This window comes from Micrococcoides hystricis (assembly GCF_042434215.1).
Lineage (GTDB): Bacteria > Actinomycetota > Actinomycetes > Actinomycetales > Micrococcaceae > Micrococcoides > Micrococcoides hystricis.
In genome coordinates, this window is sequence record NZ_JBHLUB010000028.1 from 18,531 (window position 1) to 42,837 (window position 24,307).

The following is a 24,307-nucleotide window of genomic DNA, read 5'->3' on the forward strand; positions in this document are numbered from 1 at the left end:
TCTTAAGGCCTTAGGCCAGCACGGCGAAGAACACGGCCACGAGGTGGCAAATAAATCCGACGACCGTCAGCGCGTGGAAAAGTTCGTGAAAGCCGAACCAGGTCGGTGAAATGTTTGGCCGTTTCAGCGCGTAGAACACCGCACCGGCAATATAGGCTGCGCCGCCGGCACAGATCAGAATGGCGGCCGGCAAGTTCGCGGCAAAGAAGGACGGCAGGAACAGTGTCGCGGCCAGTCCCAGCACCACGTAGATCGGGGTGTAAAGCATCCGTGGCGCGTTGAGCCAGAAGATCCTGAAGAACGTGGCCATGAAAGCGCCCGCCCAGACCAAGGACAGCAACAGGATCGCTTCCGGCTGGGGCAGCAGCAACCAAGAGATCGGGGTATAGGTACCCGCGATCAGGAACAGAATGTTGGTGTGGTCTATGCGGCGCAAAATGGCGCCTGTCCGAGGTGACCAACTGCCGAGGTGATACACGGCAGAAACCGTGAAAAGTTGCAGTGCCGAGGCCATAAAGACAAGCGTCGTCAGCCGCGCCGCCAACGACGGTGCCAAGACTAAGAGAACGATGGCCACAATCAGCACCAACGGGGCCGTCACGAGATGGATCCAGCCACGTAAACGAGGCTTGACCTGTTGGAGGAGATCTTGTGCGGCGACAGCAGTGTTCATTACTCAAGAGTAGGGCACGAAGCTGTGCGTTCGCCGGGTGCGGCCGAATATGACGGGCCTGAAGGTGTGGTGCGCATCGCACCGGAAGGATGCTGAACGCTCGGGTGGGTCAAGTAAACTATCTTCAAATCACCCACAGGAGGGCCACTTGATCGCTAAAGCACTTTACCCGCTGTATGAGCGGCGGTTGTTGCGTAGCTTGGATCAAGATCAATTTCCCGGACACATCGGTGTCGTTGTCGATGGCAACCGTCGCTGGGCGAAGGCAACGGGGGAGACCACAGCATTTGGGCATCAAGCTGGCGCGGCCAAAATCATTGAATTTTTGGGCTGGTGCCACGAACTCGGTATTCACACCGTGACCCTGTACATGCTCTCGACGGACAATCTGAAGCGCCCAGCGCAAGAGCTGCAGCAGTTGATCAACATCATCTCCGACACGGTCGCCAAGATCGGAGCGGGGCTTCCGGACGGCACCCAGGTGCAATTGCAATGTGTCGGACAACTCCAACTGCTACCGGCGCAGCTGCGGGAACGGCTGACCGAGATCAGCGATCAGACCGCCAGCAATGAGGGTATTCACGTCAACGTAGCCATTGGTTACGGCGGCCGCCAAGAAATCGTTGATGCCGTCCGCGACTTACTGCTGGCGGAAGAGGCTGCCGGGCGGGCCTGCAAGGACATTGCCGAAGATCTGAGCGCCGCTAAGATTTCTCAGTACCTCTATACCCGCGGGCAGCCAGATCCAGATCTTGTCATTCGTACTTCCGGGGAGCAGCGGCTCTCTGGTTTCCTCCTTTGGCAGGCTGCGTACTCCGAACTGTACTTCTGTGAGGCGCTCTGGCCTGATTTCCGCAAGACGGATTTTTTGCGGGCTTTGCGCGACTATACGAAACGTCAGCGTCGCTTCGGCATTTAGAACTACACATTTGTAATTTTCCTCACAGTTTTTAGCCTCCGTTAGCGTTTTGTTTACCGGCTACAGACCTTCGTGCTCCTAGGCTGAAAGTGAAGCCACCGGCTTTGGTGGCTCCACCCAAAACGAGGAGACCCCATGAGTACGTCCGCACCAGAATACGCACAGGCGGGTAGCAGCACGGACCGATTGGCTACTTCGGTCAAGAGTTACGTGTTGGACACTTCTGTCTTGTTGGCGGACCCGAAAGCCCTATTCCGCTTCGCAGAGCATCAAGTGATCATCCCGATCGTCGTGATTAGCGAGTTGGAGAAAAAGCGTCATGATCCCGAGCTCGGCTACTTTGCCCGACAAGCGCTGCGCTTGCTCGATGAGCTCCGCTCCGAACATGGCGACCTGTCCCGGCCCATCCCGTTAGAAAAGAGCTCAGCGGGACAGGGCACCTTGATGGTGGAACTGAACCACATCAGCCTTGATGTGTTGCCGCTAGGATTCCGCAGTCAAGATAACGACACCCGCATCTTGGCGGTGTCACATAATCTTGCCCAAGAAGGCAAGGACATTGTGCTGGTCACTAAGGACGTCCCGCTGCGTGTGAAAGCGGCAGCTCTGGGACTCGCCGCGGAGGCTTACCGACATGAACTAGTGCCAGATACCGGCTACACCGGGTGCACCAAGATCATGGTTTCTGACGAGGCCAAGGACGAGCTGTACCGGAACGGTGGCATGGACGCCACCGAGCTGCGTAGCGGTAACCGGCCACTGATCGTCAATGAAGGCGTTGTGGTGCACTCACCATCTGGTGGAAGCGCGCTGGCTCGTTGCGTGAACGGAGTTTCGGGGAAGGAACTCCGTTTGGTGCGCGAACAGGATGTCTTCGGTGTGCAGGGCCGGTCAGCGGAACAACGCCTCGCCATTGACTTGCTCTTGGACGACTCAGTCGGGATCGTCTCTCTCGGCGGCCGGGCCGGAACCGGTAAGTCTGCGCTCGCGCTCTGTGCCGGTCTGGAAGCCGTCATGGAGCGTCGCCTCCACCGTAAGATCACTGTGTTCCGTCCGCTCTACGCCGTGGGCGGCCAAGAGCTCGGGTACCTGCCAGGTACTGAAGAGGAGAAAATGAACCCGTGGGGTCAGGCTGTGTACGACACACTGGGAGCCCTAGTCAGCGAGAACGTGCTTGACGAGGTTACCGATCGTGGACTCCTAGAGGTCTTGCCGCTGACGCATATTCGCGGCCGCAGCCTGCACGACTCCTACGTGATCGTTGACGAGGCCCAGTCGCTGGAAAAGAACGTCCTGCTGACGGTGTTGTCCCGCATCGGACAGAACTCCAAGGTAGTCCTGACCCACGACGTGGCCCAACGCGACAACCTGCGTGTCGGTCGCCACGACGGCATCACCGCTGTGGTCGAGACCCTCAAGGGGCAGGGGCTGTTCGGGCATATGACGTTGCAGCGTTCCGAACGCAGCGCGATCGCCGCACTGGTCACTGAACTACTCGATGAGTTCTAGCCTGCCGCTGAGCTAGAACAACAAAGTGGGGCCCGGAAGAATTCTTCCGGGCCCCTCTCTTGCTGGGTGTCAACTAGTGTGCAGTGATTACTTCTGCAGGTCCTCGATGACCTTGTTGAAGGTCTCGGATGGGCGCATGACTGCTTCAGCCTTGTCGTTGTCTGGGGCGTAGTAGCCACCGATTTCGACGGCCTTGCCCTGAGCGTCCAACAGATCCTTCACGATCGTGTCTTCATTCTCGGCTAGGGCTGCGGCCACATCCTTGAAGGCTGCTGCCAGTTCAGAGTCCTGATCCTGCTTGGCGAGTTCCTCAGCCCAGTAACGAGCCAAGAAGTAGTGCGAGCCGCGGTTGTCCAGTTCACCGGTCTTACGGGATGGGGACTTGCCCTCATTCAGCAGGGTTTCGGTGGCTTGATCCAAGGCATCGGCCAAGACGGCGGCCTTAGCGTTGTCCTCGCTGCGGGACAGGTGGCGGAAGGACTCGGCCAGCGCCAAGAACTCACCGAGGGAGTCCCAACGCAGGTGGTTCTCGTTCACCAGCTGTTCCACGTGCTTCGGAGCGGAGCCACCGGCGCCGGTCTCGAACAGGCCACCACCGGCCATCAGTGGAACCACTGAGAGCATCTTGGCGGAGGTACCCAGTTCCAGAATTGGGAACAGGTCGGTCAGGTAGTCACGCAGAACGTTACCGGTGACGGAAATGGTGTCCTCACCCTTACGGATGCGGTCGATCGAGAACTGGGTAGCTTCCACCGGGGCCAAGACGCGGATGTCCAAGCCTTCGGTGTCGTGTTCAGGTAGGTACTTGTTGACCTTTTCGATCAGCGCGGCGTCGTGGGCGCGATTCTCATCCAACCAGAACACAGCCGGGGTGTCAGAGACACGGGCACGGGTGACAGCCAGTTTGACCCAGTCGCGGATTGGGGCGTCCTTGGTTTGGCAAGCACGCCAGATGTCGCCAGCCTCAACGTCGTGCTCGAGCAGAACATCGCCAGCGGAGTTCAGAACCTGGACCTTGCCGTCGGCAGGAACCTTGAAGGTTTTGTCGTGGGAGCCATACTCTTCAGCCTTCTGAGCCATCAGACCCACGTTCGGCACGGTACCCATGGTGGTTGGGTCGTAAGCACCGTTGGCGCGGCAGTCGTCAACCACGGTCTGGTAAACGCGGGCGTAGGAGGAGTCTGGCAGCACTGCCAGGGTGTCATCCTCTTCACCGTTGGCATCCCACATGTGACCGGAGGTGCGGATCATGGCTGGCATGGAAGCATCCACGATCACATCCGATGGCACGTGCAGGTTGGTGATGCCTTTATCCGAGTTCACCATGGCAAGGCGTGGGCCTTCCTCAATGGCCTTGTCGATGAGCTTCTTGGCGCCTTCGGCAACATCAGCTGGGAGCTTGTCCAGTCCGTTGAGGATGGCAGCCAGGCCGTTGTCTGGGTTCAGGCCGGCCTCGGCGAGCTCCTTGCCGTAAGTCTCGAACAGTTCGGAAAAGAATGCGCGAACGACGTGACCGAAAATGATGGGGTCAGAGACCTTCATCATGGTGGCCTTCAGGTGCACGGAGAACAGGACGTTCTCGTTCTTGGCCCGGGTGATCTGGTTCTGCAGGAACTCATCCAGTGCCTTGGCGGACATGAAGGTCGCGTCAACCACTTCGCCGGCCAGAACAGGGGTGGATTCCTTCAGCACAGTTACGGTGCCGTCGGCACCTACGTGCTGGATCTTCAGGTCATCGTCCTGTTCCAGAACAACGGTCTTCTCGTTGGAGAAGAAGTCGTTTTGGCCCATGGTGGCGACGTTGGTCTTGGAGTCTTTGGACCAGGCGCCCATGGAGTGTGGGTGCTTCTTGGCGAAGTTCTTCACGGCCTGCGGGGCGCGGCGATCGGAGTTGCCTTCACGCAGCACTGGGTTCACGGCGGAGCCTAGAACCTTGCCGTACAGGTCGCGGATTTTCTGTTCTTCATCATTGGCTGGCTCGTCCGGGAAGTCTGGGAGCTTGTAGCCTTCTTCCTGCAGCTCCGCGATAGCGGCTTTCAGCTGTGGGATGGAAGCCGAGATGTTCGGCAGCTTGATGATGTTGGCTTCTGGGGTTTTGGCCAGTTCGCCCAGCTCAGTCAGGGCGTCAACGGCCTGCTGCTCTGCTGGCAGGTATTCGGAGAATACGGCGATAATACGACCGGCCAGTGAAATGTCCCGGGTTTCTACGTCAACGTTGGCGTTAGAAGCGAAAGCTTTGACGATCGGCAGGAAAGAGTAGGTTGCCAATAGAGGGGCTTCATCGGTCCGGGTGTAAAAGATTTTGGCCATAAGATATGACATCTCCAAGACTGGTGGTAAATGGTCAGGGTCGAGCCCGGTGAGGCTGCACTTTCATTCTAGCGCCGCAGCCGGAAAGGGCAGACTTTACGACAGCCCTTGTCCACACTTAGCGGAAGTGAGCGCCAAAAGGTGAAGCATCTCACCTAATCTGGGGACATGTTCGTTGTTCTTGCATGGGTTCTGTTCGTCGGCGCCTCCGGCTGGCTGATCGTGCACGACATCGAAGAGCACAAGCTGCCCAACCGCATCATCTATCCGTGGTTTCTTGCAACGGTGGCCGTCCTTGTGCTCGCGGCCTTGAGCTCAGCCGGATGGGCGAACTTCGGTAACGCGCTCCTGGGAGCATTGGCACACCTGCTGATCTATCTGGTGCTGCGACTGATCAGCAAACGGGCAGTCGGGATGGGAGATGTGAAACTGGCAGCCGTGTTGGGCCTCTATTTGGGGTGGCACAGTCTCATCTTGGTGCCGGTTGCCGTGTTTGGCGCGTTCTTGCTCGGCACCCTCTTTTCGCTCGCTGGCATGGTGGCCGGCAAACTGACACTCAAGAGCCGCATACCCTTTGGGCCGATGATGATTGTGGCGACAGCCGCTGTGACGCTCGCGTGGCATTTAGGGGTGGCGTGACTTCTTCGTGTTGTGCATCGATAGCGATGGATTCGTCCTAAGATAACCTCTGGCGATTGTTTCCAGTGAAGAGGCTGGTATCGGCCAAAGAGGGATCTGCGCACATGAATAAGGTTTGGTCTAAGACCGGTGCTGCTGCACTAGGCGCCATCGCACTGGTGCTAGCAGTGGCAGTAGGCGCCGTTGGGTTTGTGGCCACGTACAAGAAACCCGCCACCGTTACCAAGATCATTGACGGTGACACGATTGACGTCAGCCTCGGCGGCAAGACTGAACGCATCAGATTACTCAACGTTGATACCCCTGAGATGGATCAACCAGAATGTCTGTCGCTGGAAGCGAAAGAGTTCTTGGAGAGCAAGATACCGGTCGGCACAGAGATCCGTCTGGGTTACGACGCCGAGCGCACGGACCGTTATGGTCGCACTCTTGCAGCCGTGTTTTTGGGTGACGAACTGATCAACAGTTCGCTCGCTCGTGCCGGATTAGGTAAAGCCGTAGTTTTCGGGAAGAACTCAAAGTACTTCGCGGATGTGCAGCAAGCCGAGGCGGAAGCCAAGGGCAAGCATGTGGGAATCCACGGGAAAGTGCCTGATTACTGTGCTCTAGCCAAAGAGCTTTCGTCCGCAATCCAAGGCCTAACAGAGGCACAAAGTGAGCCTGGTACCGGGATCAAAGCGATCGATTCGACGGTGGCGGAAATCGTTGCGGCAGTTGCTGTAGCCGATCAAGTGAGTTCCAAGATCGCAAAGCTGGGAGCGGCCGAACGAAAAGCTGTGAGTCATATGCTCCGCGGCACAGGCCACGTAATATCCGATCTCGCCTCTGCTCGGCGGAAGGCCACCAATACTCAGTCCGACCTGAACAAGAAACGTTCAGCTCTGGTGAAAGCCCAAAAAGAGGCTGAACGGAAGAAGAAAGAGGCCGAGCGCAAAAAAGCCGAAGCGGCCAAACGTGAGGCCGCTCGTAAGAAACAAGCTGCCGAACAGAAGCGTCTTGCTGAACTCCAACGACAACAGCGGGCCGTTTCGCCACCACAACAGTACCGGCCGAAACCGTCCCCTCCTCCGGCTCCCGCACCGGCACAGCAATACAAGCCCAAACCGCCTCCACCGCCGCAACAATACCGACCACAGCCAGCGCCGCCGCCAGCTAACCCCTACCCGGGGTACAACGGTCCACGCTGCTACGCGCCCGGCGGAAAGACTTGGAAACCCTGCCCGAAAAAGGGCTGAGGGCAGAAGCGGCGCCACAAGACGTCACGTTCCATCGAAAAATCCGCATCTGTTGCTATGGTCGAGTCATCTAGTTTGAGGGGCATGAACACTAGGAGACACCCTTGTCCCCAGAATGGGTAACGGCCCTCGCTACAGTCGCCATGCTCATCATCGCGATTGCTGCCGCTTGGTACGCCCGATCTCAATGGCAAGAATCCCAAAGCATGCGAAAACATGCCCAAGACGAGGCGGCGCGACTCCGTGCAGCAGGACTGAACGCATGGTGGTTGAGCATCGAAGAGACGCCAGGATCAAAGAAGTGGGGAGTTGTGGTCGACAACTCGTCCAATGCGGCCTTCTACGATCTCGAACTGCAATGCAGGTCTAAACAAGATAGCCGTCACCTCAGAATGCGCATTGCGCCTCCGGGAACCTATTTTATTGAGTCCACTTATCAGCAAAGTAACGACGGCTGGGGATACCCGGAATACTTACCTCAAAGCTCTGTGCGCCAGTCACCGATTCTCAATGCTCGGGACAGGAACTTCATGATCGAGAGTTTGATCTTCACCGATTCTGCCGCTGTCAGGTGGGAAGTCACCCCCGAAGAAGGACTGAAGAAGCTCTCCTAAGGAGAAGCAAGTTCATCGGTCTAGAGGAAACAATCTGTCTGCTCTTTCGCGCCTCTTGCTAGCGCGCTTTCTCTCCGACCCCTTAGGGTGAAACCTGTGGTGTGTCCTACACCACAGTTCTATCGAGGTGGCGACCACGTTGTCACCGAGGGAGGAAAATTCATATGCAGAATCCAGAGAACACTCGCATTCGTCGAGGAAAGCGAGTGGCAGCCTTGTCCCTGGCCCTAGGTCTAGGCCTTTCAGGTGTGGCAGCGGTTCCCGCCATAGGCGTCGGGAATGGGCCCAACGATAACGGTCATGAATCAGTCAATACTTCCATCTTGAGAACCTACGACCAGCTGGTCGCAGAACTAAAGAAGCTCGATGCCAAGCAGTCCGCAATGGAACTGGAAGTGATTGGCCAGACCGTCAAAGGTCGAGACATCCATCTGGTGAAGTACATCAGTAATCCAGACAATCCCACGATTCTGTATTTGACCCAGCAGCATGGCAATGAACAGTTGACCACCGAAGGCGCCATGGACTTCATCAAGGCCCTTGGCACCGGCAAGATGAAGGGCGTTCTCGATAACGTCAACATCATGCTCATTCCGATGTTCAACGCGGATGGGGCGATGGGGGACGTGAACTTCAGCCTAGATCACTATGTTGCGAAGGGAGACCGTCACCTCACGCGGTACAACGCCAACGAAGTCGACTTGAACCGCGACCATGTCGCGAAAGTTGAACCCGAAACGAAAGCGTTGCATAACAACGTTTTGGCCAAGTACGACATTGACTATCTCATTGACCTGCACCATCAAGGCCCCAATTCTGAGGTCGATGGGAAGCTCGTATCTGGTTCGATCTTGTACCCAACCTCTCCCAACGCAGATGCGGAGGTTGTCGAAGGGTCCAAACGACTTGGGTCTGTCGTGAATGACGCGATCTCAGCCAAAGGGTGGGGACATCTCGGCAAGTACAACGGTGGCACCGCCGAGACGATCGGGCGGAACGGAATCGCATCCCAATACGGGATCTCCACGCTTCTGTTCGAAATGCGTGGCATGAGCGATCACGCAAACCGTAATTATGTGCTCGGCCAGAAGTCGAACGGTTACCTCATCAAACAGACCTTCACGACCCTGGAATCCACTGCGCGGGCGATCGCCGATGGCTCTATAGAAACGGCAGACACGTCCTTCTGGGACACCTTGCCGTACCAGCAAACTCGTCGATAGACGCAGACACACATTAATCGGTGAGGGGAGTTCTTCATCCCTCACCGATTTTTGTTGCTGTAAAGAGCGGAATAAGTCGAATGGAGTTTCTGCAACGCGCGAGCTCCGTATCTGCAGCTATCAAAGGCTGCTATCTTTCCCAGAGCAAGTGCTGATAGTAATCTGAGGCAGACGTGACAGCGGATGGAAAGGTCATTGTGAGCGTACGATTTCCCGAGGTGAATACCCCGGCAACTCTGGTGGACCGACAACGATTACAACGGAATATCGATGCCATGGCCGAGTATGCTCGCGCCCATGAATTGCGCCTCCGTCCACACGCCAAAACGCACAAGATCGTGGAGATAACCAGAATCCAATTACAGGCAGGTGCGGTTGGTCTCTCGGTCGCGACCCTTGGTGAGGCGAAAGTCTTTGTCGAGTCAGGGGTAGAGGATATCTTTGTCGCCTACCCGGTGTGGGCGAGCCAAGAGCAGGCAGCTGAACTTCTCCGTTTAGCCAATAAGGCACGACTCAGCATTGGAGCCGACTCGGTCGAGGCGATTCACAACTTAGCGCAAAGAATCCCTGAGCAGCGAGAGCGGATCGGGATACTGATCGAAGTCAACAGTGGCCACAACCGCAGTGGCAGGATGCCACCAGATGTTGTTCCAGTGGCTCAGGCCGTAGTTGATGCAGGCTTCTCATTCCGTGGCGTCTTCACTTTCCCTGGCCATAGCTACGGTCCCGACCAGGCCAAGCCAGCGGTTTCCGATGAAGAACAAGCACTTGCTTCTGCAAAGGAAGCGTTGGTTGCAGCTGGCATCCCTACGGAAGTTCTTAGCGGCGGTTCCAGCCCGACGGCAACCTTGATGCACGGTGGTGTTGTGACAGAAATGCGCCCGGGCGTATACGTCTTTGGCGATGCTCAGCAACTGGAACTAGACAGGATTGGCTGGGACGACATTGCGCTGACCATCCTCACCACCGTTGTGAGCCGTGACGATGGATCGTCTGGTTCGACACGACGCATAGTGGTTGATGCCGGCAGCAAGGTCATGGGTGGTGATCGTCCTGCCTGGACTACGGGCTTTGGCCGCGTGATGGGTGAACCAGATGCCCGGATCACCGCTTTGTCTGAACACCACGGAACGATCATCTGGCCGGAGGAACAGGATCTACCGGAGATCGGGTCACGTCTGCAAGTGATTCCGAATCACGTGTGTGTAGCAGTCAACCTTGTGGACTACCTTTACGTGACTGACGGGAATGAGCCGTTGGAAAAATGGCAGGTCGCCGCTCGTGGCTTGAACTGCTAAAGGAAGCAAGCTCCCGCGAACTCGGGCCTATGGTAGCTGAATGGTGGGGAAGTCCGGTCCGGTGGCTGTCTCGCCGCGATGCTCCAATACTTCCCAGATAAGCGGGGTGTATTCGACATCGTCGTAACGTACTTGGACATCTTCAAACCGGGTGCCGTCTGCCAAGGTCAGATCAGCTCGAGCCCAAGAGCCATTCCAGTCGCGAAGCTCCACGTCTTGAGCCTCATAGTACTGCTCAATGTTGTGGGTGAGATTTTCCATCGACTTGTTGTAGAGGAACAAGGAGAGCAACGGTGTCAGGAGGCCAAGGATAAACAGGGATCCGGCGATTGAGAGTTCTAGTCGGATGTCTCGCTGTTCGGGCCAGGTTTGATGGACTTCCCGTTTGCGCCAATATTTGCGGCGGCGGTACAAACCGTGGGCTCCAAGGGCGAGCCCGATGACTGCAAGCGCGAGTGCCACCCAGAGCAAGAAGCCCGGGGTGACAAAATCAACGCGAAAAAGGTTCGTTGCTTCCAGGCACTCAATCTACCCCTAGTGCTCTAGCTGAGCTAGCTTCTCCACACGTTCGACTGACAGTGGGCCGGTGAAATTCTTCACCGGCCCACTGATGTAAATCGTCGTGGTGTCGAAGCTCGAGCAACTACTCGTTGTACTTCACACCGTCTTTGAGCATCTTCACGGCCTCTTCTCGCTCGTCAGACTCTACGAATTTGCGAACGTCTTTGAGTTGGTCACTGAGTTGGCCCTCGGGAGAAAGAGAAGCGTACTCGATCGCAATGCGAGCCTGCTGGTCATCGTCCGCCCGGAACAAGTGATTATCTTCAGCCTTGTCACCTTCCGGGACGGTCACAATTTCGAGGACATACTTGGTGTTTGAGGAGCTGGAATCGGCCGGGACAACAATATATTCGGAGATGTATCCCTTGCCCTGCTCGGAGTCGAAAGCAGGCAGTTCTTCCTGAGACAGAACCTCTTTGATCTCTTCCACGTCATCTGTGAGGGGTGGGTCAACATCTTTACCGATCATGATGTTTCCGACAAGGCCTGCTCCTGAAGCGTGAACCAAGCTCAAAGAGTTGATGTCGATTCCGTCTTCTTCAAAGCCGCTGTTCAGATCTTCATCCAATTCAGCAGACCAACCTCCGAGGGGAGAGACGGTAAACATCCCGTCTCCGAAATCCATGGTGCTGCCTGACTTCCATTTTTTGGTGAAGTCTGCGGAAGGATCCCCAGAGTTCTTGGTGGAGTCAGTCCCACCGACGGCCGTAGGGGAAGTTGAAACGGTGGGGCTGTGCTTTCCTGAAGGCGAAGCAGACTGAGCCGACTGTTTACTGGCCCCGTCAGAGTTGGCTTCATCGGAAGAACTGGTGCAGGCCACCAAGGAAGTGCCTGCGAGGAATAATGCAGCAACGGACGCTGCAGCGCGAGTGATTTTCATGTTCAGTTATTCCTTTCTCATCTGACGATGAGAATCTGCTCCAGCGGACAAAGAGAAGAACCGCTTTAGTGGGGAAGATTTCGGGTCGATTTACGGCCCTTCGAGACTTCGATAGGGGCAAGTCTATGGTCGGTACGGGCCGGAAAAAATAGGCAAAAACGAAAAACATGAATATGGCGGTATGCCGCAGGAGCACGCATAATTCACGCGGCGGGAGCGTACTTCAATCCAAGGGAGATTCCAGAATTACGGGAACAGGAGTATAAGGACAGAGGTCAATCCTCAACGGCTCTTTAGGACAAGGAACAGGACGGACCTGCCACCGGTGGTGCCGGCCCCCAACCATTCCCCAATGAACAAGTTTCTTGTAGCGTTGATGAAATCTACGAGCCTTGTGTATGGAGACGATCAGCATGCCAACCTCTACTACGGATAAAATTCGAAAGCTCGCTACAACGGTGTGCGTTACCGCGCTGCTTGCTGTCACCTCATGTGCTGCGCCGGATGAACCTGAGAATCAGGACTCGGCAAGTCGCTTGGCACAAATCAAAGAGCGTGGTGAATTAGTTGCCTGCACAACTGGTGACTATCCGCCTTTCACAGTGCAGGAAAATGAAGAGGACGATTTCGAAGGCATCGACATTGAAATGGTCAGGGACCTAGCAGAAACGATGGATGTTGAACTCCGCATCGAGAAATCATCTTGGGGATCTCTCATGGATGATTTTCTGCAAAAATGCGATATCGCCGTTGGTGGGATTTCTATGAACCCAGAACGGGCAGAACAGGTCTTCTTTACGGAACCGATTCTCGAAGACGGGAAGACCCCCATAACGCGGTGCGAGAACGTCGATAAGTACAAGACAATTGACGACATCAATCAGCCCTCAGTGACGTCAATCTTCCTCGAGGGAGGGACCAACGAGAAGTTCGCTAGAGCCAATTATCCTGAAGGTGAGCTGGTGACCCATGACAATCTGACTATCTTCGATCAGTTGGTGGACAAGAAGGCGGACGTCATGACCACCGATAGGGCTGAGGCCTTGTACATTGCCCATGAATACGACGAACTCTGTGTGGTTCATGAGAATGAAACTTTTGATTACTCAGTCATGGGCTACATGCTTCCGCAGAGTGACATGGTGTTCAAGGAGTACGTTGATCAGTGGCTCCAAATTGCGCTCAATGATGGTACCTACGATGAAATCTCAAAAGAATGGGTGGGTGACATCGATTTGAACGGCTGACATTCCGCTAAACCCTCCGTTAGACATCGGTGTAGCCAGCCTTTGATTTTCGGTAGTCTCGACGATCTTCTGCGATGGTTCTGCCATCTGGCATACGCCAGAATAACCAGGGCGTTTGGTGACGGCCCAGCACATATCGTACGGCGGGTGAAGGGGACCGAAATTTCTTTCCGTCAATTTCTAGCATTCCGTCGGGCAGAACTGTCGCCGTCGCGCCCTGAGCTTTTGGATGACGTGTTACTAACTCAGTCCCGGGCGCGATCAGTCCTGCATCAACGAGATCCTTGATCCAAACGAACCTTGCGGAAATTTCGTGATCTGCAATCTGCCCGGTATGTCCCTTCGGTACTGGCCATATTCTGAGAAGTCGATTGATCATGGAATCGGTACGTGAATCAATTGCATTTTCGTTCCATCCTGACTCGCCATATTCCTCGACGACTCTTCCAGTCATTTTGATGGTGTTGTGGTGCAATAACTCAATTCGTTTTTCGTCCCATGCTTTGTTCGACAGCGAAGAATTTAGGGAACTAGTGAGGAGCGTGAGATTGCCAAGACGATGGACTCTACTTTGTCTTTTTATTTGGCCTTGGACGTCTTCCACCGGCCAGTGCATTTGCCATCCCTGAGGAAGGATGTGTTCGATGGGTAGGTGACCTCGTTCGACCTGCGGTTGACTGGTTTCCGCGCGAATATCATTCTCTAACGCCTCGAGGATCGTCCTCAGGCGGGCACGCCTGTATCTGGTATAGGCAGGAACTCTTCGAAGCTCTTCTCTAACGGCTTCGTCACTGGGCCAATAGGTAGCCACGGAATCTAGTCCTGACAAATGATTTTGAATTCCTTGGACAAGTTCGTTGTGGTGTGACTGGTCAAATGCGGTGATAACGTCGGAAACGACACGAGGCATATTTGATGTACTTAGTCGCAAAATTAGTCTGCGATATAGCCAGCTTTCGAACACTGTGACGACTTGATCTTGGACTTGTTGAGGAACTGATCGATCTGGATCCGCCACCCAGATCAATATTGGTTTCAGGAACTCGAAGCGTCCAGCTTGGAGTCGGTAAAAGGCTTGTTCGATGGTCGTAAGATTTCCATCACGACGCATTGCATTTGTCATCCATTGCTCATATTGATCAGCTTGGACCCGAAGCTTTGGCAGCAGTTGGCTCATGGACATGTTGCTGTCTTGCTCCACAAAACGTTTGAAACGAGAAAAAGTTTGCCCCGTACTGATGTCTTCCCCCGTTTTAGCAACAAGCCATTGATGCAAGAATAGGGCGTTTCTGCTGACTTTCTGAGAGCCAACTCTCGTTTCTTGGGACCAAAATTCTTTCTCAAACGGCCACTGTTCTTTGTAAGCAACCTCGCGATCAGCATCTTCTTGTGCAAGCCGTTGAAAGACATAATTCCGAACTAGATCTGCAGCACCAAGGGGAGTACCCCGGGCATTTAAGGTCTCAAAAATTTCCTGTGAATCCTCGTAAGGCTCTAGTTCAATGACGACTAGAATCAGTCCATTGTGCAGGGCCGATGCCAGGTGTTCTGCTTTATCTTGTTGGGGTGCACCCTCGGTGGACTCGAGCCAGTCCGCGATCGTCTGACTGAAATACGAATGGGCTTGAGCAAAAGTAGAGTTCGGTGTTGAAAGTACTCCGTAGTGCTCGTCTGGCAGTAGGTCCATGACTTCGTGAAAGCTATCGCGATCCTTGTTCTCGTGAACGAGCTTCAGAGCAGACTCGTCAGGTTTGAGATAGGTCGGGGAGTTGTGGGTAAGCTCGCGAACCTGTTCTGCTTGCCGTTCGTAACCGGTCCGTGAGAGCACGCGGTGTGCGGCTGAGGCCAGCAGATGCACTGTAGTCAGTCGTTGCTGGCCATCAATGATTTCAGATGCAGGTTTGGAGCCGCCTTGAACCGAGCGTTTTTGTAGGACGATTGCACCGAAAAAGTGATCTGTATTTTGAAAAGGATTTTGTATCCGTTGCTCAATCACATGCCGAAGGTCTCTCCAAAGCGGAGCCCACTGATCGTCTTCGGACCACACATATCGTCTTTGAAAGAGTGGCACGATGATGTTTTGAGGCAAATGAAATAACTCGAGGGGAGTTCTTTTAAAGGTCTCCATGCTTTACATTCTAGGAAAACTGATCTTCCGAACAGACAAAAGCGGGTTGTCCCGAGCGATGGGGACAACCCGCTTAGAGCCGTAATAAGCTATCTTTACTTACGCGCCTTCCGGGCTGGTCATGGACATGACGTTCAATGCCTCATCCAGCTGAGCTTCGGTAACTTCACCGCGCTCGAGGTAGCCCAAGTCGATGACGGCCTCGCGGACGGTCATCTTGTTTTCGACAGAGTGCTTGGCGATCTTGGCGGCGGCCTCGTAACCGATGACCTTGTTCAGCGGGGTCACGATCGATGGGGAGGCTTCGGCGAAGAAGCGGCAGCGGTCTTCGTTGGCTTCTAGACCGTCGATCATCTTCTCGGCCATGACCCGGGAGGTGTTGGCCAGCAGGCGGATGGATTCGAGCAGGTTGGAGGCCATCACCGGGATGCCGACGTTCAGTTCGAAGGCGCCGTTGGTGGAGGACAGGGCCACGGTGGTGTCGTTACCGATGACCTGGGCGCAGACCATGATGGCTGCTTCACAGATCACTGGGTTGACCTTGCCCGGCATGATGGAGGAGCCTGGCTGCAGGTCAGGAATGTGGATCTCGCCCAGACCGGTGTTCGGGCCGGAGCCCATCCAGCGCAGATCGTTGTTGATCTTCATCAGGGAGTAGGCGATGTTGCGCAGCTGGCCGGAGGCTTCGATCAAGCCGTCACGGTTAGCCTGGGCTTCGAAGTGGTTGCGTGCCTCGGTGATCGGCAGCCCGGTCTCTTCGGCCAGTACCTCGATCACGCGGGCGGAGAAGCCCAGCGGGGTGTTGATGCCGGTACCCACGGCGGTTCCGCCCAAGGGGACTTCGGCAACGCGTGGCAGGGAAGCGTCAACGCGTTCAATGCCGTAGCGAACCTGTGCCGCGTAGCCGCCGAATTCCTGACCCAAGGTCACCGGGGTGGCGTCCATCAGGTGGGTGCGACCGGACTTCACGATGTTCTTGTATTCCTCGGCCTTGGCTTCCAGCGACTTAGCCAACTGATCCAACGCTGGCTTCAGGTCGTTGATCAGCGCGCCGGTGACGGCAACGTGGACGGAGGTTGGGAAGACGTCGTTGGAGGACTGGGAGGCGTTGACGTGGTCGTTCGGGTGCACCTCGGTCTCGGAGCCAGCTTCCTTGAGCGCCTTGTTTGCCAAGGTGGCCAGAACCTCGTTGGTGTTCATGTTGGAGGAGGTTCCGGAGCCGGTCTGGAAGACGTCGATCGGGAAGTGGTTGTTGTATTCGCCGGTGGCTACCTTGTCAGCGGCATCCTGGATGGCTTTGGCGCGCTCTTCGTTGAGAACACCGAGCTCCATGTTGGCCTGTGCGCAAGCTTTTTTCACCTGGGCGAGGGCTTGGATGTGTGCAGCTTCGAGGGTCTTGCCGGAAATCGGGAAGTTTTCTACGGCGCGCTGGGTCTGTGCGCGGTAGAGAGCGTCGATGGGTACGCGGACCTCACCCATCGTGTCATGTTCAATACGGAACTGCTGGTTATCAGAAACAGAGGACTCAGTCATACCTCTATTTTGTCCCGCTGGCCCGGCGGCCACCAAATTATTCGGCTGTTTTACAGGCTAATCTGTCTGCCAGCATAATCCGGTCCGATGTCCCCGTGAACCGAGACGACTTCGGCTTTACCGTCGTTGAGGTGGTAGGTCACACCGACTACGGCAGTGCGGCCTTCTTTGACGGCTTCGTAGATCACGCGGGAGGCTTCAATGAGGCGTCCACCGGTCTGCTTGGTGTGCTCGGCAACTGTGCCGTTGACGTCGTAGACGCCCTGCTGTTGGGCGGCCAATACGGAAGGGGAGATGCGTTCGACTAGGTCGCGCATGAAACCGTGCGGCATGGCACCGGTTTTGAATGCGTCGACGGTGGCTGTGACGGCGCCGCAGTTGTCGTGGCCCAGCACCACGATTAGCGGGATCTGGAGTTCGTCAATGGAAAAGTCCAGTGAGCCCAGCACGGCATTGTCTATCACCTGGCCGGCGGTCCGGACAACGAACATGTCACCGAGTCCAACGTCGAAAATGATCTCCGCGGCCAACCGGGAGTCGGAGCAACCGAAGATGACCGCGAACGGGTTTTGGGCCTCCAACAAAGAGGTGCGGCGAGCTGCATCTTGGTTGGGGTGATTAGAGGTGCCCTGATAGAAGCGCATATTGCCTTCTCGCAGGACGTTCCACGCTTGTTCTGGGGTGCGGGTAGTGGGCACGGGGAGGCCAATCAGTCGTTTTTCTTCAGCTCGGCCACGGTCGCTTCGGCCAGCTTGGTCAATTCTTCCGCGGAGCCGGAACTTGTCAAAATGACGGTCTGCGGTTCACCATCTTTGGTGCCAGCAAGATCGGTGCCCTTGGTGTCCAACAACCAGTAGGTGTTGTCTTCGGCTTTCCGCTCCTGCCAGGTGTAGCCGGCGGAGTTGACGGTGCCGGACTCTTCCGACTTCTGTGTTTTCTCGCTGACCCAGTATGGGTTCGCCCCGACAGCCTGGGTCAGGCCGGCGAATTCTTTAGCATCGGTGACGTATCCGACTTCCCAGTAGTCGACCTGGGCTTGCCCGTCCTGCTTCCACCGTGCGAAGGTCGCGTGCCATTCGTCCGGGACGGCCGGGGACGCCAACCGGATGGGGGTCGCGGTCGAGCCTTCGGCGGCCAGCTGGGTGACGTCGATTTGCGGATCGTACTCGTTCTTTTTGGACATTGGGTTGATCAGCATCAGTGGAAGAACGATTGCCAAGGTCACCACCATGGTCAGAAGCATGGCCATCGCCGGTTGAGTGATCCGATCGATTTGCTTCTTTGTTAACTGTGGTTTGGGCTGCTCTACATCTTCTACTGGTTCAGTCACGAGTCTTATTGTCCCAGAAAAGTGCCTAAATGCGACTATGATCGGTAGTGTTAGCCATCACCTCAGCACCCAAGCACTAAGGACCGGTGAGTGACCTCGTGTCAGAGCAGAACAACCAAGACTTTGCCGAACTAAGCCCGCGATTGAACGTCTCCGATTCGGAACCGGACCGTAACCTCGCGTTGGAACTGGTGCGCGTGACCGAAGCTGCCGCGATCGCCGGCGGTAACTGGGTCGGTTACGGTGACAAGAACCGGGCTGACGGTGCTGCCGTGGATGCGATGCGTGCGTTGCTGGACACCGTGCACTTCAACGGTGTTGTGGTCATTGGTGAAGGAGAGAAAGACGAAGCCCCCATGCTGTTCAACGGTGAACGAGTAGGAGATGGCTCCGGTCCGGTCGTAGATGTTGCGGTCGACCCGATTGACGGCACCCGCTTGACCGCCATGGGCTACAACAACGCGTTGTCCGTTTTGGCTGTCGCTGAAGGCGGCACCATGTTCGACCCTTCGGCCGTGTTCTACATGGACAAGCTGGTCACCGGTCCGGAAGCCGCAGACGTGGTAGATCTGCGCCTGCCGGTGAAGGACAACCTGCGTCGCATCGCCAAAGCACTGAACAAGGACATCCAGCAGGTCACTGTCTGTGTGCTGGACCGACCGCGGCACGAAACGTTGGTCAAGGAGATTCGTGAGACCGGCGCTCGCGTCCGCTTCATCATGGACGGTGACGTGGCCGGCGCGATCGCAGCCGCCCGCCCGGGGACCGGCGTGGACGTGCTGATGGGTATCGGTGGCACCCCGGAAGGCATTGTCACCGCTTGCGCTATCAAAGCCACCGGCGGTGTCATTCAGGGCCGACTGGCGCCAGTTGATGATGACGAGCGCCAAGCTGCCATCGATGCAGGTCTTGATCTGGATCAGGTGCTCACGACCGATGATCTGGTCACCAGCGACAACTGCTACTTCGCTGCCACCGGCATCACCGACGGTGACCTGCTACGCGGAGTCCGTTACTCCAAGGACCACATCTCCACCCAGTCGATCGTGATGCGTTCCAAGTCCGGCACCGTCCGCATCGTCGAAGCTGAGCACCAGGTCGACAAGTGGCGTCACTACACGGAGAAGACTCCGAAGAACTAGTCGTTCAGAACTCTTTCAGTAAAAGCCCGTCGCAGACTGCGGCGGGCTTTTCTGTGCCATCAGCGGAGCAGACCGAATCCGAGCACCATTGGACTGCTGTGAGCTAGGTCTCTGTGGCAGGATGGAAACAACCGATAACTGAGACCGTCTCGTCGAGTTCACAGGAGATAGACATGTCCGAGCAAGCACACCTTCTTGATGATGACCGATGGCAAGGAAACCTCTTCGACGGAACCTGGCGCAAGGCTAGCCAAACCCAAGACGTGAACGAGCCAGCCACCGGTCAGAGTCTGGGTACCGCCGGCGTCGCAACAGCAGACGAAGCGAAAGAAGCTGCGAAGAAAGCGGCGGCTGCACAACGAGATTGGGCAAAGACTTCGCCTCGTGAGCGTGCGGCGGTGCTACGCAGGGCGGGGCTCTTGTTCGAAGAGCACGCAGAACACATCAGCGAATGGATCATCCGGGAAGCTGGCTCAATACCACCCAAAGCCGGACTGGAAGCCCAAATTGCGGCGGACGAGTGTTTCGAAGCATCAGCCCTACCGACGCTGGCACAGGGGGAAGTGCTGGCCAGTAACGAAGACCGTTGGTCGTTCGCACGGCACAAACCGATTGGCGTCGTCTCGGTCATTGCACCCTTCAACTTCCCGCTGATTCTCTCCATTCGCGCGGTTGCGCCGGCCCTGGCTCTCGGCAATGCGGTGTTGCTGAAACCAGACCCCCGTACCGCCGTCAGCGGTGGCGTGGTGCTGGCTCGGATCTTCGAGGAGGCCGGCCTCCCAGCGGGGCTACTACACCTGCTACCCGGAGACCACACGGTTGGGGCAGCAGTGGTGGAAGCACCGGAGGTCGGCTGTGTGGCATTTACCGGCTCCACCGGGGCCGGGCGCAAAATCGGCGAGACCTGTGGACGCCTGCTCAAGCGGGCCCACCTTGAACTGGGCGGCAACAACGCGATGATCGTGCTGCCCGGTGCCGACCTAGCGAAAGCCGCCTCTGCGGCCGCGTTCGGTTCCTTCCTGCATCAGGGCCAGATCTGCATGACCACGGGACGGCATTTGGTCCACGAAGACATCTACGATCAGTACGTGGACGCGCTCGCGGAGAAAGCGAAGAACCTGCCGGTCGGTGACCCGTTCAAAGAACAAGTGGCCCTGGGGCCCATCATCGACGATCGGCAGCTGTCGAACATCTCTCAGTTGGTCGAGGACAGCATCTCGGCGGGCGCTACGGCAGCAGCCGGCGGCAAGGCCGACGGCCCGTTCTTTGCACCAACGGTGCTGACCGATCTGAAGCCGGACCATCCGGCATGGCAGCAAGAGATCTTCGGGCCGGTGGCCCCGGTGATGCGCTTTGCCTCCGTGGAGGAAGCGATCGAACTGGCCAACGCCAGCGAGTTCGGTCTGTCGATCTCCATCTTGGGAGATGTCGGCCAAGCGATGGCCATCGCGGATCAGCTCGATTCGGGCAAGATCCACATCAACGAGCAGACCGTCTCCGATGAGGCAAACGCTCCGTTCGGTGGGACCAAGGATTCCGGCAACGGTAGCCGGGTGGGCGGTGTCCGACACAATATCGAGTCGTTCACCGAGACCCAGTGGGTGACCATGCGCGGAGACATTGCCCCGTACCCGTTCTAAAGCGGACAGCACCTACAGGCCGGATTGCCCACTCGTCACTGATACGGCGAGTGGGCTTTCTTGGCTTTCGTTGTCTTCTGGGTGGAAGCTGATGTGCGGCTCGGTGTCCTCCGCCGGGATATATACGGCTTGGCCCGGTTCAAGGGTCAGCTCTTCGGTTCCGGCTCCGACCGTGATGGTTCCGGAAACGCACAGCACAATGTGAGGGCCGGGTTGGCTGAGAGGTTGGCGTTGGCCGCCCCGGAAAGTCTGGAGCTGGAATTCGCTCACATCGGGTGCGAAAGTGCTCACGTGCTCGTTGACTTTGGTGGGGGAGAGCAGCGGATCCGTGGAGGGCTCGAAACAGGAAACTGCCACGAGTTCGTCAACGTCAATGTGTTTGTCAGTTAGTCCGCCGCGCAACACGTTGTCGGAGCAGGCCATGACCTCAACACCGACGCCATGCAAATAGGCGTGAATGATCCCCGCGGAGAGGTAGATGGCTTGGCCAGGCACCAAATCAATGCGGTGCAGGAGCAAGGCCATGAGCACCCCGGGATCAGCTGGGAAGGCCCGACTGATCTGCAGAGCTGTCTCAAGCGCAAGATCATGAGAAACAAAATCAGGGTTGGCCGCGGCCGCCTGTTCCAAGGCAGATGTCAGCGCGGAGCTCGCGGCACGCTCACCCAAAATAGCGTGCACGGCAGCCGCGTAGTCTTGGGTTTCTAGTGCGTAGTTCACTTGGTGCAGGACGCGGGCGGCCCCGGCGGCATGCTCACCTTGCAGATAGCTGGAACTGAGCTCAATCAATCGTTGCCAGCTGCGTTGCGAATCTTCCCACGCGCGGAATCCACACAGGGCGGAGAAATCGGTCAACGCCAATAACAGTTCCGGTTTGTGATTGGGGTCCTTGTAGGACCGTTCCGGGTGATCCAGATCTAGACCTAGGGCGTTCTCCCGTTCGAAGCCCGCACGCGCTTGGGACGGGCAGGGGTGAGCCTGAATCGATAATGGCTTTTCAGCCGCGAGCACCTTGAGCAGATAAGGCAGCTCGACGAGCTCGTTCAAGCAACGTCCATCCGCTAGGTAGCTAGGATCTGCCGGGTGGGTGCCGAACCAGAGTTCGGCTTCTGGCTGTGTGGATGGTTCCGTATCGAACAGTTGCGAAAATGCGGTCCGTGAACCCCATGCGTAATGACGCACGGTGTGTTCCAAACGGTACATTTAACGCTCCTGGATCGGGGACAAGGTCAAAGTTTCAGTTATGACAGCGGCTTGCACTTGTGATTGTTTTCGGAAGCCTGCTCTAAGATACCGTACTGCCCAATACGTTCCATCTCGACTAAGTAGCTCTCATCGATGGGCGAGCCGTCGGGCTTGGTCAGTTCGAAATACATCAAGCCAGATGGCTTGCTGAAGCCAAGCACGGGACGGGGTGAAGCGAAAACTTCGGCTTCGCCGCGGGCCTGCTCTTCAGCCTCTTCGTTGCTGAATGTTTCTTGCACCCGCGTGTGAATCTGATCAAAGTCGGGGTAGGTGGAGAACTTGTCACCTGGTTCCCCGAAGTCCGGTGCACCGATGGTGAGCTTCTGTACTTTCTGGGCGCGCGCCTTTTCCGCTAGCGAGACGAAAGAGCCCAGTTGGCCCTGCGGCAGGTCTGTTTCCACGACCCGTTCACCGGCCGACATGATTTGGGTGAAGTTCGCCAGCACGTTCTGCGGGTTGAACTGTTGGATCATGGCCTGCTGAATGCACTGCTGACGCCGGACGCGACTGTAGTCGGTGGAGTACTTACGGGACCGGGCGAACGAGAGAGCGTCGGCGCCGTTGAAGTGGTGTTTTCCGGGACCCCACCAAGCATTGCCCCACGTGCCGTCAGGTTGCTTGCCGCGGTAGGTCACCCAGCCTTCGGTCTCAACCTTGACGCCGCCAAGAGCGTCGATCATCTCGGCGAAACCTTGCATGTCGATCATGGCGTAGCCCTGGACGGTGATACCGAGGATCCCGGAGGTCGCATCCATCATGGCCTGTGCGCCAGGGTCTTTCACGGAATCGTCGTAGACGTCCCGATGATTATTCATCACGTCCGTGTATAGGGAGTTGATGATGCAGGCGTCACCACAGCTATACCCGTCGGGGTAGACCTGTTTCAGCGGGGAGTCATCGGGGAAAGGTGCGTTTTGGAAGTCACGAGGAATGGAGAAGATCGCGGACTGGCCGGTCTTCGCGTTGACCGATACCACCGAGATTGAGTCCGGACGCAACCCCATCCGGCCCTCACCGGCGTCAGCGCCCAGCAACAGGAAGTTGTAACGTCCATCCACCAGATCAATGGCGGGTTTCGTTTCGAAGATGCTACCCAAGGCGCTGCGCCCGGCATTGACGACGTAGGCCCCATACAGCGGAATACCGGTAGCCAGGAGGGCGAGCACGCACATGGCGCCCACGATCCGTTTGTGGTTGGGCTCCAAAGAACTGAGTTTCAACACGCGGATGGTGTTCAGTTGTACGAGGAACCACCACAGGGCCAGACCAAGTAATGCGATGATAGCGGCCCACTGGGCGATCGGGTTGGCCAAGAGTCCAATGAGCAGTCCGCGGTTGAGGATTGCTAGGACAATGACAGCGGCCAGCCCCGCCCACAGCAAAACGGTGATGCGTAGGAACCGGCGCCCGGCGGCTTTGTCACCTGCGACGATCTGGGCTGTGCCGGGGGCGATCAAGCTAGCAAGCAGGAGCAGTACTGCGCGTTTGAAACGCGGCTGTTCATCCAAATGCTCTGGATGCCGAAACGGGTCGGTGAGCCGGCCCGGTGTGGCATTGAGATGCGAACGGGCGGCGGCTGGTTTCGTACTGCTGAATTGGGTCACAGAAAGCTTCCGGGTGGGAGAAGGATTAGTTTAGCGCGCTAGCGCCGGGAACATCCTGAATCTTGGCTTTCAAAGCCGCACCTTTGGCTGCGGCTGCGTCTTTGAGATCAGCTGCAAAGTCTACCAATTTGTTCCGCAGTTCGGCTCCAAACTCACTTTGATCGGTGGCCAACATGCGGACGGCCAGAAGACCGGCATTACGTGCCCCGTTGATGGACACGGTTGCCACTGGAACGCCAGCGGGCATTTGCACGATCGATAGCAGCGAGTCCATCCCGTCTAGTGTCTTCAGCTGCACGGGGACACCGATCACGGGCAGGGGGGTCACGGAGGCGAGCATGCCCGGCAGGTGGGCGGCGCCGCCGGCACCAGCAATGATGACGCGGATGCCGCGTTCATGGGCGCTCTTGCCGTACTCGATCATGTCGGTTGGCATCCGGTGGGCGGACACCACGCCGGCCTCATACGGGATGCCGAACTCGGATAGAGCCTGGCCGGCTGCTTCCATGGTGGGCCAATCGGAGTCCGAGCCCATGACCAAGCCGACGAGGGGCTGTTCGGAGGAAACGGTGCTCAT

The 24,307-nt window shown here is 56.8% G+C and carries 21 protein-coding genes; 10 read left to right on the forward strand and 11 right to left on the reverse strand.

The window, feature by feature from the left end; all coding sequences use genetic code 11:
* Positions 1 to 10: 10 nt before the first annotated feature.
* A complete protein-coding gene (trhA, locus tag ACFFFR_RS06390; protein ID WP_377458857.1) occupies positions 11 to 673 on the reverse strand; it encodes a PAQR family membrane homeostasis protein TrhA in 663 nt (220 codons plus the stop codon).
* Between the two features lie 148 nt (positions 674 to 821).
* On the opposite strand from trhA, the gene ACFFFR_RS06395 reads away from it, so the two are divergent.
* Positions 822 to 1,592 (forward strand): isoprenyl transferase, encoded by a 771-nt coding sequence (locus ACFFFR_RS06395; protein WP_377458858.1) that lies wholly within the window; start codon positions 822 to 824, stop codon positions 1,590 to 1,592.
* 135 nt (positions 1,593 to 1,727) lie between these two features.
* A complete protein-coding gene (phoH2, locus tag ACFFFR_RS06400) occupies positions 1,728 to 3,101 on the forward strand; it encodes an RNA 5'-3' helicase PhoH2 (protein ID WP_377458860.1) in 1,374 nt (457 codons plus the stop codon).
* Between the two features lie 87 nt (positions 3,102 to 3,188).
* Here the strand turns inward: phoH2 and ACFFFR_RS06405 are convergent, their stop codons facing one another.
* Positions 3,189 to 5,411: an NADP-dependent isocitrate dehydrogenase gene (locus tag ACFFFR_RS06405; RefSeq protein WP_377458861.1), complete on the reverse strand. Its 2,223-nt coding sequence runs from the start codon at positions 5,409 to 5,411 to the stop codon at positions 3,189 to 3,191.
* A gap of 168 nt (positions 5,412 to 5,579) precedes the next feature.
* Here ACFFFR_RS06405 and ACFFFR_RS06410 point away from each other — a divergent pair, with 168 nt between their 5' ends.
* The 5 genes from ACFFFR_RS06410 to ACFFFR_RS06430 all read left to right on the forward strand — a co-directional run bounded on the left by ACFFFR_RS06410 (position 5,580) and on the right by ACFFFR_RS06430 (position 10,420).
* Positions 5,580 to 6,050: a prepilin peptidase gene (locus ACFFFR_RS06410; protein WP_377458863.1), complete on the forward strand. Its 471-nt coding sequence runs from the start codon at positions 5,580 to 5,582 to the stop codon at positions 6,048 to 6,050.
* A 104-nt stretch (positions 6,051 to 6,154) separates the two neighbouring features.
* On the forward strand, positions 6,155 to 7,285 hold the full coding sequence (locus ACFFFR_RS06415) for a thermonuclease family protein (protein WP_377458865.1): 1,131 nt from the start codon (positions 6,155 to 6,157) through the stop codon (positions 7,283 to 7,285).
* Between the two features lie 104 nt (positions 7,286 to 7,389).
* Positions 7,390 to 7,899 carry a hypothetical protein gene (locus tag ACFFFR_RS06420; protein ID WP_377458867.1) on the forward strand — a complete coding sequence of 170 codons (510 nt, stop codon included), beginning with the start codon at positions 7,390 to 7,392 and terminating at the stop codon, positions 7,897 to 7,899.
* A gap of 164 nt (positions 7,900 to 8,063) precedes the next feature.
* Positions 8,064 to 9,122 (forward strand): M14 family zinc carboxypeptidase, encoded by a 1,059-nt coding sequence (locus tag ACFFFR_RS06425; RefSeq protein ID WP_377458869.1) that lies wholly within the window; start codon positions 8,064 to 8,066, stop codon positions 9,120 to 9,122.
* Positions 9,123 to 9,319: 197 nt separating this feature from the next.
* Complete coding sequence (locus tag ACFFFR_RS06430) at positions 9,320 to 10,420, forward strand: alanine racemase (RefSeq protein WP_377458870.1); 1,101 nt, start codon at positions 9,320 to 9,322, stop codon at positions 10,418 to 10,420.
* A gap of 27 nt (positions 10,421 to 10,447) precedes the next feature.
* Here ACFFFR_RS06430 and ACFFFR_RS06435 read toward each other — a convergent pair whose 3' ends face one another.
* Both ACFFFR_RS06435 and ACFFFR_RS06440 read right to left on the reverse strand, forming a co-directional pair.
* Positions 10,448 to 10,882, reverse strand: coding sequence for a hypothetical protein (locus ACFFFR_RS06435; protein ID WP_377458871.1), 435 nt, complete (start codon positions 10,880 to 10,882; stop codon positions 10,448 to 10,450).
* A 181-nt stretch (positions 10,883 to 11,063) separates the two neighbouring features.
* On the reverse strand, positions 11,064 to 11,861 hold the full coding sequence (locus tag ACFFFR_RS06440) for a hypothetical protein (RefSeq protein WP_377458873.1): 798 nt from the start codon (positions 11,859 to 11,861) through the stop codon (positions 11,064 to 11,066).
* Between the two features lie 413 nt (positions 11,862 to 12,274).
* On the opposite strand from ACFFFR_RS06440, the gene ACFFFR_RS06445 reads away from it, so the two are divergent.
* A complete protein-coding gene (locus ACFFFR_RS06445) occupies positions 12,275 to 13,108 on the forward strand; it encodes a transporter substrate-binding domain-containing protein (RefSeq protein WP_377458875.1) in 834 nt (277 codons plus the stop codon).
* Between the two features lie 19 nt (positions 13,109 to 13,127).
* Here the strand turns inward: ACFFFR_RS06445 and ACFFFR_RS06450 are convergent, their stop codons facing one another.
* The 4 genes from ACFFFR_RS06450 to ACFFFR_RS06465 form a co-directional block, all read right to left on the reverse strand.
* Positions 13,128 to 15,236, reverse strand: a complete 2,109-nt coding sequence (locus ACFFFR_RS06450; protein ID WP_377458877.1) for a GmrSD restriction endonuclease domain-containing protein — start codon at positions 15,234 to 15,236, stop codon at positions 13,128 to 13,130.
* 99 nt (positions 15,237 to 15,335) lie between these two features.
* Entirely contained in the window at positions 15,336 to 16,769 is a 1,434-nt protein-coding gene (locus tag ACFFFR_RS06455) for a class II fumarate hydratase (protein WP_377458879.1), read from the reverse strand.
* 50 nt (positions 16,770 to 16,819) lie between these two features.
* On the reverse strand, positions 16,820 to 17,467 hold the full coding sequence (locus tag ACFFFR_RS06460; RefSeq protein WP_377458880.1) for a carbonic anhydrase: 648 nt from the start codon (positions 17,465 to 17,467) through the stop codon (positions 16,820 to 16,822).
* A gap of 11 nt (positions 17,468 to 17,478) precedes the next feature.
* Positions 17,479 to 18,099 (reverse strand): DUF4245 domain-containing protein, encoded by a 621-nt coding sequence (locus ACFFFR_RS06465; RefSeq protein ID WP_377458882.1) that lies wholly within the window; start codon positions 18,097 to 18,099, stop codon positions 17,479 to 17,481.
* 98 nt (positions 18,100 to 18,197) lie between these two features.
* On the opposite strand from ACFFFR_RS06465, the gene glpX reads away from it, so the two are divergent.
* Positions 18,198 to 19,241, forward strand: coding sequence for a class II fructose-bisphosphatase (gene glpX / locus ACFFFR_RS06470; protein WP_377459025.1), 1,044 nt, complete (start codon positions 18,198 to 18,200; stop codon positions 19,239 to 19,241).
* A gap of 173 nt (positions 19,242 to 19,414) precedes the next feature.
* Positions 19,415 to 20,881, forward strand: a complete 1,467-nt coding sequence (locus ACFFFR_RS06475; RefSeq protein ID WP_377458884.1) for a benzaldehyde dehydrogenase — start codon at positions 19,415 to 19,417, stop codon at positions 20,879 to 20,881.
* A gap of 12 nt (positions 20,882 to 20,893) precedes the next feature.
* Here ACFFFR_RS06475 and manA read toward each other — a convergent pair whose 3' ends face one another.
* Genes manA through purE form a run of 3 tightly spaced genes read right to left on the reverse strand, consistent with a single transcriptional unit; the run spans position 20,894 to position 24,307 of the window.
* Positions 20,894 to 22,084: a mannose-6-phosphate isomerase, class I gene (manA, locus tag ACFFFR_RS06480; protein WP_377458886.1), complete on the reverse strand. Its 1,191-nt coding sequence runs from the start codon at positions 22,082 to 22,084 to the stop codon at positions 20,894 to 20,896.
* A gap of 38 nt (positions 22,085 to 22,122) precedes the next feature.
* Entirely contained in the window at positions 22,123 to 23,730 is a 1,608-nt protein-coding gene (locus tag ACFFFR_RS06485) for an LCP family glycopolymer transferase (protein ID WP_377458887.1), read from the reverse strand.
* Between the two features lie 25 nt (positions 23,731 to 23,755).
* Positions 23,756 to 24,307, reverse strand: a complete 552-nt coding sequence (purE, locus tag ACFFFR_RS06490; RefSeq protein ID WP_377458889.1) for a 5-(carboxyamino)imidazole ribonucleotide mutase — start codon at positions 24,305 to 24,307, stop codon at positions 23,756 to 23,758.